8 protein-coding genes and 3 pseudogenes are annotated in these 15,211 nt (G+C 69.2%); 6 read left to right on the forward strand and 5 right to left on the reverse strand.

What is annotated here, in order from left to right; translation table 11 throughout:
• Positions 1 to 61: 61 nt before the first annotated feature.
• A complete protein-coding gene (locus ACF1A1_RS30345) occupies positions 62 to 841 on the forward strand; it encodes an aminoglycoside phosphotransferase family protein (RefSeq protein WP_392004207.1) in 780 nt (259 codons plus the stop codon).
• A 492-nt stretch (positions 842 to 1,333) separates the two neighbouring features.
• Here ACF1A1_RS30345 and ACF1A1_RS30350 read toward each other — a convergent pair whose 3' ends face one another.
• Positions 1,334 to 2,440: a hypothetical protein gene (locus ACF1A1_RS30350; RefSeq protein WP_392004208.1), complete on the reverse strand. Its 1,107-nt coding sequence runs from the start codon at positions 2,438 to 2,440 to the stop codon at positions 1,334 to 1,336.
• Positions 2,441 to 2,891: 451 nt separating this feature from the next.
• Here ACF1A1_RS30350 and ACF1A1_RS30355 point away from each other — a divergent pair, with 451 nt between their 5' ends.
• A complete protein-coding gene (locus ACF1A1_RS30355) occupies positions 2,892 to 4,901 on the forward strand; it encodes an ISL3 family transposase (RefSeq protein WP_392004331.1) in 2,010 nt (669 codons plus the stop codon).
• Between the two features lie 488 nt (positions 4,902 to 5,389).
• Here ACF1A1_RS30355 and ACF1A1_RS30360 read toward each other — a convergent pair whose 3' ends face one another.
• On the reverse strand, positions 5,390 to 5,935 hold the full coding sequence (locus tag ACF1A1_RS30360) for a hypothetical protein (protein ID WP_392004209.1): 546 nt from the start codon (positions 5,933 to 5,935) through the stop codon (positions 5,390 to 5,392).
• Positions 5,936 to 6,910: 975 nt separating this feature from the next.
• On the opposite strand from ACF1A1_RS30360, the pseudogene ACF1A1_RS30365 reads away from it, so the two are divergent.
• Positions 6,911 to 7,602, forward strand: a pseudogene (locus tag ACF1A1_RS30365) (phosphotransferase family protein); the annotation flags it as partial.
• Here ACF1A1_RS30365 and ACF1A1_RS30370 read toward each other — a convergent pair.
• Positions 7,566 to 7,736, reverse strand: a pseudogene (locus tag ACF1A1_RS30370) (IS5/IS1182 family transposase); the annotation flags it as partial. The pseudogenes ACF1A1_RS30365 and ACF1A1_RS30370 sit on opposite strands and share 37 nt — an antisense overlap.
• 67 nt (positions 7,737 to 7,803) lie before the next feature.
• Positions 7,804 to 8,432, reverse strand: a pseudogene (locus ACF1A1_RS30375) (IS5 family transposase); the annotation flags it as partial.
• Between the two features lie 322 nt (positions 8,433 to 8,754).
• Here ACF1A1_RS30375 and ACF1A1_RS30380 point away from each other — a divergent pair.
• The 3 genes from ACF1A1_RS30380 (at position 8,755) to ACF1A1_RS30390 (ending at position 14,226) form a co-directional block, all read left to right on the forward strand.
• A complete protein-coding gene (locus ACF1A1_RS30380; RefSeq protein WP_392004210.1) occupies positions 8,755 to 9,096 on the forward strand; it encodes a CU044_2847 family protein in 342 nt (113 codons plus the stop codon).
• 4 nt (positions 9,097 to 9,100) lie between these two features.
• Positions 9,101 to 13,273 carry a trypsin-like peptidase domain-containing protein gene (locus ACF1A1_RS30385; protein WP_392004211.1) on the forward strand — a complete coding sequence of 1,391 codons (4,173 nt, stop codon included), beginning with the start codon at positions 9,101 to 9,103 and terminating at the stop codon, positions 13,271 to 13,273.
• A gap of 500 nt (positions 13,274 to 13,773) precedes the next feature.
• Positions 13,774 to 14,226, forward strand: coding sequence for an Hsp20/alpha crystallin family protein (locus ACF1A1_RS30390; RefSeq protein ID WP_392004212.1), 453 nt, complete (start codon positions 13,774 to 13,776; stop codon positions 14,224 to 14,226).
• Between the two features lie 345 nt (positions 14,227 to 14,571).
• On the opposite strand, the gene ACF1A1_RS30395 is transcribed toward ACF1A1_RS30390, so the two are convergent.
• The gene (locus ACF1A1_RS30395) at positions 14,572 to 15,099 is read right to left on the reverse strand and encodes a copper chaperone PCu(A)C (protein ID WP_392004213.1); all 528 of its coding nucleotides are present in this window, start codon (positions 15,097 to 15,099) and stop codon (positions 14,572 to 14,574) included.
• Between the last annotated feature and the right edge of the window lie 112 nt (positions 15,100 to 15,211).

Here is a 15,211-nt window from a genome sequence, read left to right on the forward strand (position 1 = left end):
GCAACGGGCAGGTCATTCCGGCTTTTAATCGAGGTGCCCGGCGTTCAGGTGGCTGGGTAGCGTGAACCGCGTGTCGAGTGAGGAAGTGATGCAGGACGGTGCCCATCGTCGGGTGGTGCGGATCGGTGACACTGTCCGCAGGCCCGTCCAGCCATGGACGCCCACTGTCCATGCGTTGCTGCGGCACCTGGAGAAGGTTGGCTTTGCCTATGCGCCGAGGCCGCTGGGAATCGACGACGAGGGTCGTGAGGTCCTTACCTTCATCGAAGGTAACTCTGGGCCGTCGGGCTGGGCCAAGGTCGTGGACCGCCAAGGTCTGAGGAACTTCGCCCGGCTGTTGCGCGACTACCACGATGCCTGCAGAAGCTTTTCACCTCCGCCTGGCGCGACCTGGTCCACGGACGCAGGTGGCCCAGGCAACGACGAGGTCATCTGCCACGGGGACTTCGGCCCCTGGAACGTCGTCTGGCAGGGTAACCAACCTGTGGGAATTATCGACTGGGACTTTGCCCGCCCGGCACCACGCTTGCACGACGTCGCCTACGCGCTGGAGTACGTCGCCCCGTTCCGCGATGATGCCGAGTGTCTGCGCTGGCTGCACTACCCGGCGCCCCCCGACCGCCGTTCGCGACTGGAGGACTTCTGCAGCGCGTACGGCCTCGAATCGACCGTGGGGATCGTCGACGCCGTCATCGCCAGACAGCAGCACAATGCCGACCTCGTGCGCCAGCTGGCCGAGCAGGGGCACGAGCCCCAGGCCAGCTGGGCGGCCGATGGGCTCCTGACCGAACTCGACAATAGGATCGAGTGGAGCAAGGCGCACCGGCATCTGGTCGAGTAGCTAATTCGCCTGTCGCCCGTACTTCTGGCTGCCAGAGGAGCGGACCTGACCGCCAGCATGACCCCATATCCGGCTCTTTGTTCGGATTTACCCCGCTCCCTGTCATGGCGGACGGCTCAGGCAGGGCAGTTGCGGGACAACGCTTAGGCCACCAACAGAAGGCCTCGGGTGGGCGCCACGCGTCGCGCGCCTGCCGCTGCAGCTTCAGCGGCTTTGGGCGCTCGCTGAGCTGCATCAGTACATCGACGAGCTGCATCAGTACATCGACTTGGACCGTGCTGCCTCGCGGACGGGTTCCGATGGCGGCCGCCCGCACGGCTGGGTACTCCTCTGCTGGCCGAGGCCCCCGACTGGGAGGGTGGCCATCTGAACGGGGAACGGACAGCAGATGTTCACCGCTTCGGAAGGCACCACCGTCTGGCGCTGTTCGATTGCGGAGGCATGATCACCCGACAGGTCGGAGGCTGAGCGTCGGCGTCTTCTGCCGGCTGATTAGAAGAGGCGTGCGCGTGTCCTGCGTGAGGTTCTCAAGATCTCGCGCAGCCACTGGCTGCGGACGGCTGGTAGCCGGACCAGGGTGTGCCAGAAAATTCCCGGGTCGGGTCTGAAGAGGCTGCAGGGGTGCGGTGCGGGCGGATCGTCGCGTAGGACGCCGTCGGGCATGACGCCCGACGCGGGGGCGGGCAGGTGCGGCTCGGGGAAAGCCAACCACCACCACACCCCGAACGGCAGGGGCACCGGGGGTGCCGAGGCGGCCGGGCTGGGCGGGGCCCAGGTCTCCCCCGTCTGCGGATGGACCGGCACGATGAGGATGTCGACGTCCGCGTCGGGGGCGGGCAGCCCCGGTCCGGCCACAACGGCGCGCCGCGCCGGCGGACCTGCGGGCAACAGGGTGTCGAGGACGCGTTGGAACACCTCCTCGGTCAGGCCGTCCGGGACTGTCACCGACCGGCCCTCCGACGCCGTCAGCAGATGGGCGAGCGCCCGGCCGGCCGCCGCCTCCCACCGCGGGCTCCAGGACCACCAGTGTTTCAACCCCAGCCGTGGTCCGCCCCAGGCGGTGATCGGCTCGAACGGAGGCGTGCGCTTTCCCTGCGCCGCCAGCTCCGCCCAGGAAAGCGGTGCGGCATCGGTGCCGTCGACTCGGCGGCGGCGCACCGCGTCAGGGGCGAGCCACACCGCCTGCCAGAGCGAGCAGTCGTCGATCCTGCTCGCCACAGGCAGGCCGCACGTCTCGCAGGCCAAGTTGGGGCCGTCAGCGCCGTCGAGGCCGCAGCAGTTGCCACCGCACTTCTCCGGGATCAGCACGGTGCCGCGGACATCTCCGGGCGGGATGACGATCGCGCCCGGCGTGCCGTCAGGCAGGACGTGGACCGGCGCGTAGATGCCGCGCGCGGCCTGCTCGTCCGGATCGATCTCCTCCCACCTCCGCCACGGAGGCCCCGAGGGCTCCGGCTCCAAGGCGAACGTGCCCGACTCCATAAGGACCGGGAGCTGAATCCCGTTCCCGTACTTCTGATGGGCGTGGACCGGCAGGACCACCTGGGACAGCGGGACGGTCAGCTCGGCGCCGCACCCCGCACACACGAAGACGAACAAATGCCCTCCGCTTGAAAAACAGCATCGTTGCAGCTTGGCGGCGGCCGAGCCATGGTGTTTCTCGTCCGCTGCGGGGCCCGAGCGCCGCCACGACGTCGACAACGGGCTCCAGCGCGAACGGCGGCGTCCGCCCTGCGGCCACCCGCCCCTGTGAGACCTCGGCGGCCACCTCTCGGGCCACACCTCACGCAGCGTTCGAATCCTCGGTGCGTCGTGGTGCCTACCGAAGTGGTGGACATCTGCTGTCCGTTCTCAGGTTCTGGCTCGTTTTCCGTGAAGCGCGCACGCTGAGTGATGGCTGCTGCTCCGATCAGGCTTTGGGAAGTTGCCTGAAAATGACCAGGGATGATCTTGGTGTGGTCGACAGTGCGGCGTCGTGGAAGAGACGTCGCCTCCTCTGGAGGGCCTGCTGCTACCGTCCATCGCGGACGTGTCGGTGCTGTCGCTGGAGGTGAGCCACGAGGCGATACGCATCGACGTCTGCAGTACCGCAAGCAGGGCGGCATGCCCGGACTGCGGGAGCGAGTCGACCCGGGTGCACAGCTCTTACCTGCGGTTTCCTGCGGACGTGCCGAGCGGGGGCCGTCTGGTGGTCCTGCAACTGCGAGTTCGGCGGTTCTTCTGTCCGGAGTCTTCGTGTGCTCGGCGGACGTTCGTTGAGCAGATGCCGGGACTGACCCGGCGGCACAGCAGGTGGACGGAGCGGCTGCGGTCGACTCTCGCCGCGGTGGGTCTCGCGCTCGCCGGCCGAGCCGGCGCCCGGATGGCACGGGCCTTCGGCGTGTCCATCAGCCGCAGCGCGGTGTTGCGGCTGCTCGATGCATTGCCCGAACCCGATGTCCCGGCCCCGCGGGTGGTCGGTGTCGATGAGTACGCCACACGCAAGGGACGGGTCTACGGCACGGTGCTCGTCGACGTCGAGACGCGTCGGCCGGTGGATCTGCTGCCGGACCGGGAGGCATCCAGCCTGGCCGCATGGCTGGCGAAGCGACCCGGGATTGAGATCGTCTGCCGGGACCGCGCGCCGTTCTTCGCGGAAGGCGCCACAGCCGGGGCGCCCCAGGCGACGCAGGTTGCCGACCGCTGGCATTTGTGGCACAACCTCGGGGAGGCTGCTGAGCGGGCTGTCGCCCGCCACCGCCAGTGCCTTCGCGTGTTGGTCCCCGATCGTGAGGGGAGGGCCGACGAACCGGCGCCGCCCGTCGAGAAGACGGACTCTCCATGGCGGAGCGAGCGATTCGCCAACCGCGTCCGAGCCAGGCACGCCACGGTCCACGCGCTGCTGGAAGTCGGCCACAGCCGCCGTTCCATCGGGCGCCAGCTGAACATGACCCACCGCACCGTCAAGGGCCTCGCCGACGCTGGGAAGCCGGAAGACCTCTTTCGTGGTCAGTGGCAGCACAACCGGACCTCCGTCCTCGACGAGTACAAGCCCTACCTGGACGAACGCTGGGACGAGGGCTGCACCAACGCCTGGAAGCTGTGGGAAGAGATCGTTCCCTTGGGCTATCGAGGCAGCTACGGCCGGGTCAGCGCCTACCTGCGAGACAAGCGCACCTCACCACGGCCGGTCACGGCGCAACCGCCGGCACCCCGCGTGGTGACGAAATGGATTCTCAGCCGACCCGAGACGCTGACAGAGACCGAACAGCTCCGGCTCAAGGCCGTGCTGGCCAACTGCCCTGAACTCGATGCCCTGACCGGTCACGTCCGGTCCTTCGCCCAGATGCTCACCGAGCGGCAGGGGGAACGACTCCCGCAGTGGCTCGACGCCGTCCGCCAGGACGACCTTCCCAGCCTTCACACTCTCGCGGCCGGCATCGACCGAGACCGCGACGCGGTCGTCGCCGGCCTGACCCTGCCCTGGAACTCCGGCGTCGTCGAAGGACACGTCAACCGGATCAAGATGCTCAAGCGCCAGATGTTCGGACGCGCCGGCTTCGCATTGCTCCACAAGCGGGTTCTCCTCGCCTCATGGTTCGATGTCAGTGGCTTCTGGAACCATGGCCTTCGTCAGAGACAGCCGTGTCAGGAGCCATGCATGGGAACGTGGGGAACCGGCCCGTTCGACAGCGACCTCGCCGCAGACTTCGTCGATGCACTTGAGGGACTCACCCACCAGCAGGTCATCGACGTGCTGGAGCGGGCATTCCAGCGAGTCACCGACTCGGGAGAGCGCGTCGATGGCGGAGACGGGGCCGAGGCCGTTGCCGCCGGCGCGCTCGTCGCCAGCACCCTCCCCGACAGCCCCATTGTGATTGACCCCGATGACGGCCCCAGGGAACCGCTGCCCGAACTACCGGCCTCGCTTCGCGCGTCGGCGAGACTCGCACTGGACCGGGTCCTCCGGGACGGATCCGAGATGGCGACCGGCTGGGTGGACAGTGCCGACGCCGATCAGTGGCGCCAGGAAGTGCGACAGATCCTCCAAGCACTCGAAACAACACCCACTGATCACTAATCGTGACCGCTTCACGGAAGTCGTGCCAGAACCCGTTCTCATGAACAGAGCCATGCATCCGATCAGCCGTTCGTGACCCCAGCTGCCCCCAGGCCCTCGGTCCGCTTCAGAACTCGGCGGCTCAGGGCTTATTGAGAGGTGACCCCTGCGAACGACTCGGACTGCGGACATCAACGATCCGATCAATCGGACTGGATGCGGTGCGCACGTCGCGGTGGCAGCGGACGGAACCGGGGGCCGGCTCTTGTTCGACGGATCGAGTCCCGGGAGTGTGTGGACGACTACCCGGCACCGACCGCCACCACCGCAGCGATCAGGCGGGAGCGGCCGGACCAGTCTGGAAGAAGAGCTCACTGGGCCCTGGTCCTGGTTAGGTCTCAGCCGCCCCGTCGCTGCCCATTGGGCTATCCAATGCGGTTCCGACGCGGTGATCAGACCAGCCACGTGAAGAGGTCGTTCCACATCTGTGGACCTCGGAAGGCCGCGAATCAGCCGCAGCGGCTCTCCCGTGGCTCCACTGAACCCACCTCTTCCATGCGCCGGATCTCCCGCTCTGCCGCTTCCAAGTGCCCGAGGTCGAGGGCCATCGCAGCACGCCCGGCGACGTAGAAGATGTCCTGGCGGATCCGACAGTCCAACCCCGGTTGGCGGCACAAGGCGAGGAACCGCACCTCGAGACTGAGTTCGATGCGCCCCATCTCGTCCCGGACGCGGACCGGGAGTGCGGTGTGCCGGAGATCCTTGGCGTAGTCACGCGTCTGCCGGTCGGCCTCGTCAGGCCGAGCTTCCACGGGACGATAGGGGTGCTCGGCCCACTCCGTGTCAGCCCACCGCACGAGTTCGTCCAGGTACTCCGAGGCGACTACCAAATCCGGGGGCGAGGCGGAGAGGGCCGCGTTCGCGCCGGCAACCAGCTGGGCGAGACGGCGTCGCGCGTCGTCGTCCTCCGCCACGCACATTGCGATGAAGCCCGACAACACGTCCAGCCTGCGCGACACCTCCGCCCGCTGCCAGATCTCGTACAGTCCCGCCATCCACCATTCCCTCGCCGACCGACCGCGTCTCCGCGCCCCGACCCTATGACGCGCCCCCGTCAGCGGGTCCAACGGTTTTCCCGGGCTCAGCGAACGGCCCTCATGCCGGTTCGGTGGGGCGCACGATCTCCTCTCACAGTTCGTGTGTCCGCGAGCGGGGAGCTTCCTGATCATTGTGGGACAGCCTTTGGGACGCCCGCTGCGGACAGATGTGATCCGTGTCCGCTTCGCCAGGAGCCCGGGGTACGTGTGCGGTCCCTAGGCGAAGCACTCCGCGAGGGAAGGACGCCACAGGAGGCACTGCAGCAAGACTCGTACTCGCGACTGCAGAGGGCCAGCGTCAGGAGCTCATCCGCGATCTCACAGGCAAGCTGAAGGAATGCGTCTTCCAGACTCAGCCGGGCGTCCAGCAGCGCAACTCGCGGCCGTTCGTCGTCGAGTCAGGGCAACGGCGGGTCACCGTGGCTCTCCACGGTGAGACTTGGTGGCTCCCAGGTCTGAAAGGTCGGCGGGAAGCAATCTGGTCTGCGAGCAATGAGCACTTGCCTGCACACTCGCAATTCAATGCGGTGACTGATCTCTTCCCGTTGCCGTTCCTGCTTGATTTGCTCCCGTCGCCGTGCCGCGAGCAACTTGAGGCGGAGCGGCAAGCCCCTCTCGACGGTGCTGCCAGAGCCGACTTCCTGAGCGCCCGTAATGTACCGGCGCGCAAGATCAGTCAACCGCGAAGAGTTGCTGTCATACGGATGCCACCACTGCGGTTGCTGGCGGATACCCGTCTTCACGCGGCGGCATAGAGGCCGTAGCGATCCGCGGCTTTCGGAACGAGAGAGTCCCCTCCCCGGCGTCAAAGGTAGGTAGTGTCCGGTTCTGTTCTCCTAAAATGCTGCGCGTCTCCTCCCCGGCAACTGCAAGACACTGCTGGCGAATTCAGTTCATGGGATGCGTTCGCTGGGAGCCGGATAGCCTGCCTTCATGGCTTCGGGTGAGGGGGCCGAGGGCATCGGCGCGGATCTTGGCAGTCAGGGCTGGGGGGCCACGCGCTCCTGGGTGGTGAAGGGGCTGTCCGAGGCGGAGCACATCGAAAAGGTTGTGCGCCTGCGCGGCGGCTGGACGTCGGAGATGCGCCGCCTGCACCTCTGTGGTCCGGGCGGCCGGCGCTCACTTGTCCTGCGGTCCTTCGTCAAGCCTTTCTTCGTTCCGCACGCGGAGGGCCTTCTGACCCATGAGGCGACTGTCCTGCGCCTGCTCGGTGACACGTGCCCGCGGCCACGCTGGCGGCGGTGGATGCGACGGCGCAGTACTGCGATCACCCCTCCTTGCTCATGTCCCTGCTGCCGGGGGCCGTGCGCCTTGGCGATCAGGGTGCTGATGACCGCGCTGAACTGCTGCTGGCCAGGCAACTGGTGCGTATCCATCAACTGCCGGTGACCGCGCAACAACGGCCTCGCACCTACCAGGCCTGGGCCTCTCCCGAGCGAGTGACTCTGCCCGCGGCGACCGAGCGGCCTGAGCTCTGGCAGCGGGCTGTCGACGTCATCCGCCGGGAGCCCCCGGCCTATCAGGGGTGCTTCCTGCACCGGGACTTCCATCCCGGAAACGTCCTCTTCACAGGTACCGACGATGATCCTCAGATCAGTGGGGTCGTCGACTGGGTGGAGACTTCGCGCCAGGAGATGGTGGTTTCGCCTGTGAGGCGGCGGGCCATCAGGTCGGTCATCGCCAGGTGGATCATGGCTTCGGAGCGGGCGGGCAGGGTTTCGTAGTCGCGGGCCAGGCGGCGGTGGAGCATGAGCCATCCTCACCTTCCCCGCCCAGGGCTACTTCATCGTCTGGAAGTAACAAGTAACGGGATCAACTTCGCGGCCTTACAACGGCTCACACGACGAGCCGAGTTGTCGGTGGGTGATCAGACAGCAGGCGAGCTTGAGGAGTGCTTCGTGGATGCCGGCCCCTCCTTCCCAGCGGATCCGCAGGCGTCTGAAGCCGTGCAGCCAGACGAAACTTGGCTCGATCACCCACCAGTAGGTGCCCAGACCGGTGCCGTGCCGCGTTCCGCGGCGGGCGATCCCCGGCACGATGCCTCGATCGCGGACCTCGTCGCGGTGGCTGTCGTGGTCGTAGCCGCGGTCGGCGAACTGGGAGTCCGGCTTGCGTCCGGGGCGGCCGGCCCGGACGCGGACGGGCGGGTGTGCGTCGATCGAGCAGGGGGAGCAACTGGGTGACGTCGTTGCGGTTGCCGCCGGTCGGCAGGACCGCGAGCGGCGTGTTGTGCCCGCCGGTGACCAGGTGGTGTCTGCGGGCGGCCCAGCCCCGGTCGACCGGCGACAGCGCCGTCCGGTTTCCCCTTTCAGGGCTCTGGCATGGGGGGAGTCGACCACGAAGCGGGCCAGTACAGCCGTGAGGCCGCGTTGAGCTCGGCGAGCAGGTCCTCGTGCAGCCGCTGCCACACACCAGCCTCGTTCCCGTCCCGCAGGCGTCGCCAGCAGGTCATGCCGAGCCGAAGCCGAGTTCCTGGGGCAGATCCTCGCAGGCGGCCGGCGGCCGGCGGCCGGCAGCAGGGGCGGGAGACGGCGCCTGTGGGGTCCGCGCTGCGGTGGCGGCGGAGACCGAGGAGGGGATCCAGCCGGTGGCTGTGGCTCGTCGACGCGGGCCGTCTCATTCGTACGGCCTTCCTCGGATGCGGCGGGGGCCGGGTCCGAGGAAGATCGCGGCAGAGGGCGCCGGTACGTTCCCGCGGTCGGCCAACGGCGTCGACACCGGCCGGACGTACCGCTCCCGGGCGTGGTCGGCAAGCACGGCGAGGGAGGAAGAGCCTGATGCACCTGGCCCGGATCGCGATGGGAAACGGTGGTTTCCTCTTGGTCGAGGCTCCCGCTGCGGTGGCCGGCCCGGTCAAGGCGGGTCGCGTGGGCGATGCCATTCATGAGCTGCCGGGGAGTCTGCAGGCTGCGCTGGCTCCCATCACCGTGGCGGCCCGCGCCACGCTCGACCAGTTGCGCAAGGCCGGGCCCGAAGGGATCACGGTGCAGTTCGGTATCGACCTCGCGGTCGAGGCGGGGGCCGTCATCACCAAGAGCAGCGCCAACTGCCACTTGACGGTGACGATGTCATGGCAGCGGAGTCCGGGCTCTAGCGGCTCGGACGACTGGCCGGACTGATCCCGTGGACGGTACCGGCACCGGCACGGGCCCCGGCACCGGCCCCGGCAGTGACCGCGTCTCGGGACTGATCAGGGCCGTGGCCCAGGTCCTCGGCCCGGGCGACGAGGTGGCCGGGGTGGGTTTCCTGGTCGCCGAGGACATCCTGGTCACCTGTGCACACGTCGTCCGCACTGCCGGAGCAGGGCCCGGCGAGAGCGTGCGGCTGGTCTTTCCGCGCGTCGACGGTGCCCGCCGGCTCGAGGGCCTGGTCCTGGTCGAGCCGTGGCGCGCCTCGGAGGACGAGGACGTGGCCGTCGTGCGCCTGCGGGATGCCCCGGCCGGACTGCGGCCGTTGCCGCTGGGCTCCGCGACGGGCTGCCGGGGTCACCACGTGCGCTCGTTCGGGTTCCCGGCGCACGCCCCGCCGGGCGGGCACTTCGGGTTCGCCGTGGCCGGCGACGTCCTGCCCGCCACGGAGAGCAGGGGCGTCCATCTTCAGCTGACCGCCGCGAACGACCTGACGACGGGGTTCAGCGGCGGGCCGGTGATGGACGAGGTCACCGGTCTGGTCATCGGCATGCTGACGGAGATCACCGCGCCCGACGAGCACCAGCGGGGGCAGGGGATCGCGTACGTGACACCCGTGCAGGTGCTGCGGGAGGTCTGGCCCGCACTGGCCGAGCAGGAGCTGAGCCCGTACCGCGGTCTCGAACCGTTCACCGTGGAAGAGGCCCAGTGGTACGAGGGCCGCCAGGACGCGGTCGACCAGGTACTGGCGAACCTGTCACAGCAGCGGGTGACCCTGCTGCTCGGCCCCTCCGGCTCGGGAAAGTCCTCCCTGATCCAGGCCGGTGTCCTGCCGGCGCTCGCCGCGGGCGCGATCCCGGGCAGCGACAGATGGCTGCCCGTGCTGACACGGCCGCGACAGGACCTGCTGACCGAGCTCGAACGCGTCGGCCTCGCCGGGGCCGCCGGCGACGGGATCGCCGCGGCCGTCACCCGCAAGCTCGCGGCTCAGCCCACCCACGGGCGAGTCCTCCTGGTCGTCGACCAGTTCGAAGAGCTCCTCACCCAGCCCGGCACCGGCCGCGACCTGGAGCGCCGCCTGGCCGCCACGGACCAGATCACCGCCGCCGTGAACTCCCCCGCGGCGCTCGCGGTGATCCTCGTCATGCGGGACGACTTCTACCCCCGGCAGGCCGCTCTGGCCCCCAAGCTGTTGGAGGCCGCGATGCCGGGGCTCCTCAACATCCCCGCCACCATGAGCCACGACGATCTGCACGACATCATCGTCCGGCCCGCCGACAACGCCGGCGCCCACTTCGAGCCCGGGCTGCCCGAGCAGATCATCGCCGACGTCCTGGCCACCACCCCCGAGGGACCCGCGACCCGCCGCGCCCCGGTAACGGTCCTGCCGTTGCTGGAACTCACCCTCAGCCAACTGTGGGAAAGGCGGCGGGACGGCTACCTCACCCACGACGCCTACCGGCGCATCGGCGGCGTCACCGGCAGCCTGACCACCTGGTGCGACACCGCCCTCGACCAGTTGCCTCCCGAGCACCGGCCCATCGCCCAGCGCATCCTGACCTCTCTGGTGCGCTCCGCCGACCCCCGCCGCAACATCCCGGCCACCCGCGCCCAGGTCCCGCTGCACGAACTGCGCGAACTGGCGGCCGACGTCGGCGGCGGGCCGACCAGCGCCGAGGACATCGACGACGTACTCGCCGCCCTCACCCGCCACCGCATCATCACCACCTACGCCCCCGTCGTCTCCCTGGTGCGCGACGCCCCACCCGCGCTGCCGGTGGCCGAACTCATCCACGACGCCCTCATCCGCGACTGGGGCACCCTGCGCGCCTGGGTGGCGCAGGACCACCGCTTCCAGGAGTGGCTCAGCTACGCCCGCGATCAGAGCGTCCGCTGGGCCGAGGGAAAGGACCCGGGCGACCTGCTCGGAGGAACAGCCCTCGCGGAAGGGCTCGAATGGGCACAGCGACGCCGCCTGCCGGGCAGCGTCGCCGCGTTCCTCGCGGCCAGCAAGGAACGCCAACAGGCCGCCATCCGGCGCAGCAGACGCCTCAACGCGGTCCTGGCCACCCTGCTCGTCCTGGCCGTCCTCGCGGTCGGAGGAGCCGTCTGGCAGTGGCAGACGGTCAAGGGTGAGCGGCAGGAGGCGGTGTCGCGTCAGCTTGCCGCCAAATCCGGTGCACTCACTCAAGCGAACCCCGATCTCGCCTCGATCCTGGCCGTGCATGCATACCGCACAAGCCCTACTCCCGAGTCCGTCGCGAGCTTGGAGAACGCCGCGGCCCTTCCGTTGCGGCAACGCCTGACCGGGCACACCGGACCGGTGAACCGCGCGTCCTTCGGCCCGGACGGGCGTACCCTCGCCACCGCCGGCGCCGACAAGTCCGTACGGTTGTGGGACGTGGCTACCGGCGCCGTACGTGCCACCCTGACCGGCCACACCGGGGCGGTCTATTGGGTGGCGTTCAGTCCGGACGGGCGTACCCTCGCCACCGGCGGCGCCGACAAGTCCGTGCGGCTGTGGGACGTGGACTCCGCCACTGCCCGCACCACCCTGTCCCACGACGACGCGGTGAGCTCGGTGGCGTTCAGTCCGGACGGGCGTACCCTCGCCACCGGCGGCGCCGACAGGACCGTGCGGCTGTGGGACGTGGACACCGCCACTCGCCAGGCCACTCTGCGCGGGCACGGTGCCGAAGTGTGGTCGGTGGCGTTCAGCCCCGACGGAAGCGTCCTCGCGACCAGCAGCCGCGACAGGACAGTGCGTCTGTGGGACGTGAGGACGGGAATCAGCCGCTCGTCCCTGCCCCACGACGACGCGGTGACCTCGGTGGCGTTCAGCCCGGACGGACGCACACTCGCCACCGGCTGCATCGACACCAACGTGCGGCTGTGGGACGTGGCCACGGGTGAGCGGCAAGGCATCTTTTCCCACCACCACGGTGCCGTGTTCGCGGTGGCGTTCAGCCCGGACGGGCGGACCCTCGCCACCGGCAGTGACGACGAGACCGTGGTGCTGCTGGACATGCCCTCTGGAACACCCCGTGTCCACCTGAGTGGCCACACCGCCAGAGTGGTCTCGGTCGCCTTCAGCCGGGACGGGCGCACCCTCGCCACAGCCAGCTTCGACAAGACCGTGCGGTTGTGGGACATGGAGGCGGGCCTGACCAGGGCCCCTCTGAGCGGCCACACCGACGTGGCACGATCGGTGGCCTTCAGCCGGGACGGAAAAGTCCTGGCTACCGGCAGCCGCGACAACACCGCGCGGCTGTGGGACGTGGACACCGGTACCTCACGTGCCCCCCTGACCGGCCACAAGAGCTGGGTGCAGTCTGTGGCGTTCAGCCCGGACGGGCGGACACTGGCCACCGGGAGCTATGACGCCACCGTACGGCTCTGGGACGTTTCCACCGGCAGGAACCGCGCCGTCGTGAGGGAGTTCGCCGGCGCCGTGAACGCCGTGGCGTTCAGTCCGAACGGGCACACTCTCGCCACCGGCAGCACCGGAGTTCGCGAGACCTTGCGGCTGTGGGATGTGAGAACGGGCAAATTTTTACCCTTCCGGACCGGCTACACCGACACGGTCACCTCCGTGGCGTTCAGCCCGAACGGACGCGTCCTCGCCACCGGTAGCACCGACGAGACCGCGCGGTTGTGGGACGTGGCAACCGGCAAGAACCTGACCACGCTGGCGCGCCACACCGGTGCGGTGGACTCGGTGGCGTTCAGCCCGGACGGGCGGACACTGGCCACCGCCGGCCGCGACAACACCTTACGGCTGTGGGACGTGGCCACCGGCGAGAACCGCGCCACCCTGACCGGGCACACGGACTGGGTGCTGTCGACGGCGTTCAGCCCGGACGGACGGACCCTCGCCACCGGGAGCTTCGACGCCACCGTGGGACTGTGGGACGTTGCCACGGGCCAGAACCGCGCCACTCTGTGGGAGTCCGACGCGATCCCCTCGGTGGCGTTCAGCCCCAACGGACACACCCTCGCCACCGGCAGCTTCGACACCATGGCGAAGCTGTGGAACGTCGCGCTCCTCGGGCCCTCGGAGGCCATCCGGAAGATCTGTCGTACCGTCGGCCGTGACTTGACCGCCCTGGAACGGTCTGCGTACCTGCTGCACGGTTCGTCGGGCGGACGGGCGTGCCCGGAGAGCTGACGCGCCATCACGGATCACGCCGCTGGAAGGCGGGACAGCCCGCGAAAGTGGCCCACCCCAGCCTGGGTCCGGGTGGGCCACCCTGCACAAGGCCACTGGCCCGTCCCTCGGCGAGCACAGGAGAAATGGAGCAGAACGCTGAGCTGGGAGACTTCCTCCGCACCCGCCGTGCGGGCCTGAGCCCGGACGACGCGGGCGTGGCCCCGCGGCGGCGTCCGCACCGGCGGTGATCTTCTCGGCCTCCTCGATCTTCTTGGCCTCCTCCTGGCCGGTGTACTCGCCACGCTCACGCATCCGCGCCAGAAGCTCGGCGTGCCACATCGCTGTCCGTCGTCTCTTGGTCTTGTCCGAGGGCTCATTCCCGCACAGGAAGGCGTGGAATATGCGCCGTATTGGACCGATTATGGGTAGTGGAGGTCCCGGTCAGGAGGACTTCCGGAACGCAAGCGGATCGTGGCGTGCCACAGGTCGCGGAGCCTTTCGGAAGGAGAGGATCGGAGATGACGCTGCCTGTCCGACGTGAGCAGACCGGTCCGGTGTGGGACCCGTTCCACGAGTTCCACGACCTGTACCAGCGGATGGGCCAGCTGTGGCAGACGGCCGTCCCGGGCGGCGGCGGTCTGCTCGGTGATGCCTGGGCGCCGCTGGCCGACCTGGAGGAGACCGACGACGCCTACCTGGTCGAGGTCGACCTGCCCGGGGTGAAGAAGGACGACATCACCGTTGAGCTGAACGCCGGCGAGTTGTCCGTGCACGGCGAGTTCAAGGAAAAGGAACGCACCGGGGTGCTGCGCAGCCGCACCCGGCGCACCGGCCAGTTCGACTACCGGGTGACGCTGCCGCAGGACACCGATGAGGAGCAGGTCACCGCCGAGCTCGCCGACGGCGTGCTCACCGTCAAGGTCGCCAAGGCCGAAAAGGCCAAGCCCCGGCGCATTGAGATCACCAGCTGACCCCACCCCGTCAGCACGGCGAGCCCGCCCGAATGCGACGGGCTCGCCGTCGCACATCCCCTCCCGCGTCCCACCGGCGACCTGGACGGGGTGAGGAGGACGGACCCCACCTTCTGGGAACGGCTCGCCCGGGCCTGCTCCCGTCGCGGCGGCGGTCTCCTGCTCCAGCGGAACGGACCGTCGGGGACCGGCGTGTGGAGGGCGCTCTGCCCCGCCTGCGGCGCCCACTGCCCGGCGCGCCGTCGGAGTGGGCAGGCTCCAGGCCGCCGGCACGTCACAAGGCGCGTCGTGTCGCCTCCCCAGGGCCCGCCGGACGACGGACACGCAGGCGTCGACACGGGCGGTTCACCGCGTGGGGGAGGGGCTTTCGTCGTAGGCGGGGATCTGTGACTGGATGTTGAAAGTGATCGATCCCGCGTCCTCGAACCGCAGGGTGAACTTCATGAAGTCGCCGCCCCTGATCACCTCGCGCACGTCCCGCAGCATCAGATGGGTCTTGCCCGGCTCCAGCTGCACGAGCTGGTTCGCCGGCAGCTCCACCCCGTCCGTAAGCCGCTTGCCGTCGGAGTCGACGATGTCCACCGAGGCCGCGTTCGGCGTGTCGGCGCCGAGGAGCCTGTCGGCCTCGCCGCCCTTGTTGTAGAGCCACACGTACGCGGGCACGTCGCTGCCCGGCTGCCACGGCCTACCTCGCGGTTCCGCCACATGCGCGTACCGGATCATGATGTCGCCGACGCGGGCGTTCTGGCCCGGCGCGTCCCACTCCGGCAGGGAGAAGTCGTCATCGGCCCCGCACGCGCCCGCGGTCACGGCCAGCGCAAGAGCGGCCGCCGCGAGGGGGCACCGGCCGCGGAGCACGAAGAGAGCTGCCATGGTCACTCCTCTCAGCAGCACACCGGCTCCACGTTGAGCGCCCGCAGGAGAGAGGACAAGCGGAGCGGGGCTGATCGTGTCGACGGGGCAGGTCCCTTCGCGTTCGTCCTCG

This window comes from Streptomyces sp. NPDC014995 (genome assembly GCF_043080745.1).
Lineage (GTDB): Bacteria > Actinomycetota > Actinomycetes > Streptomycetales > Streptomycetaceae > Streptomyces.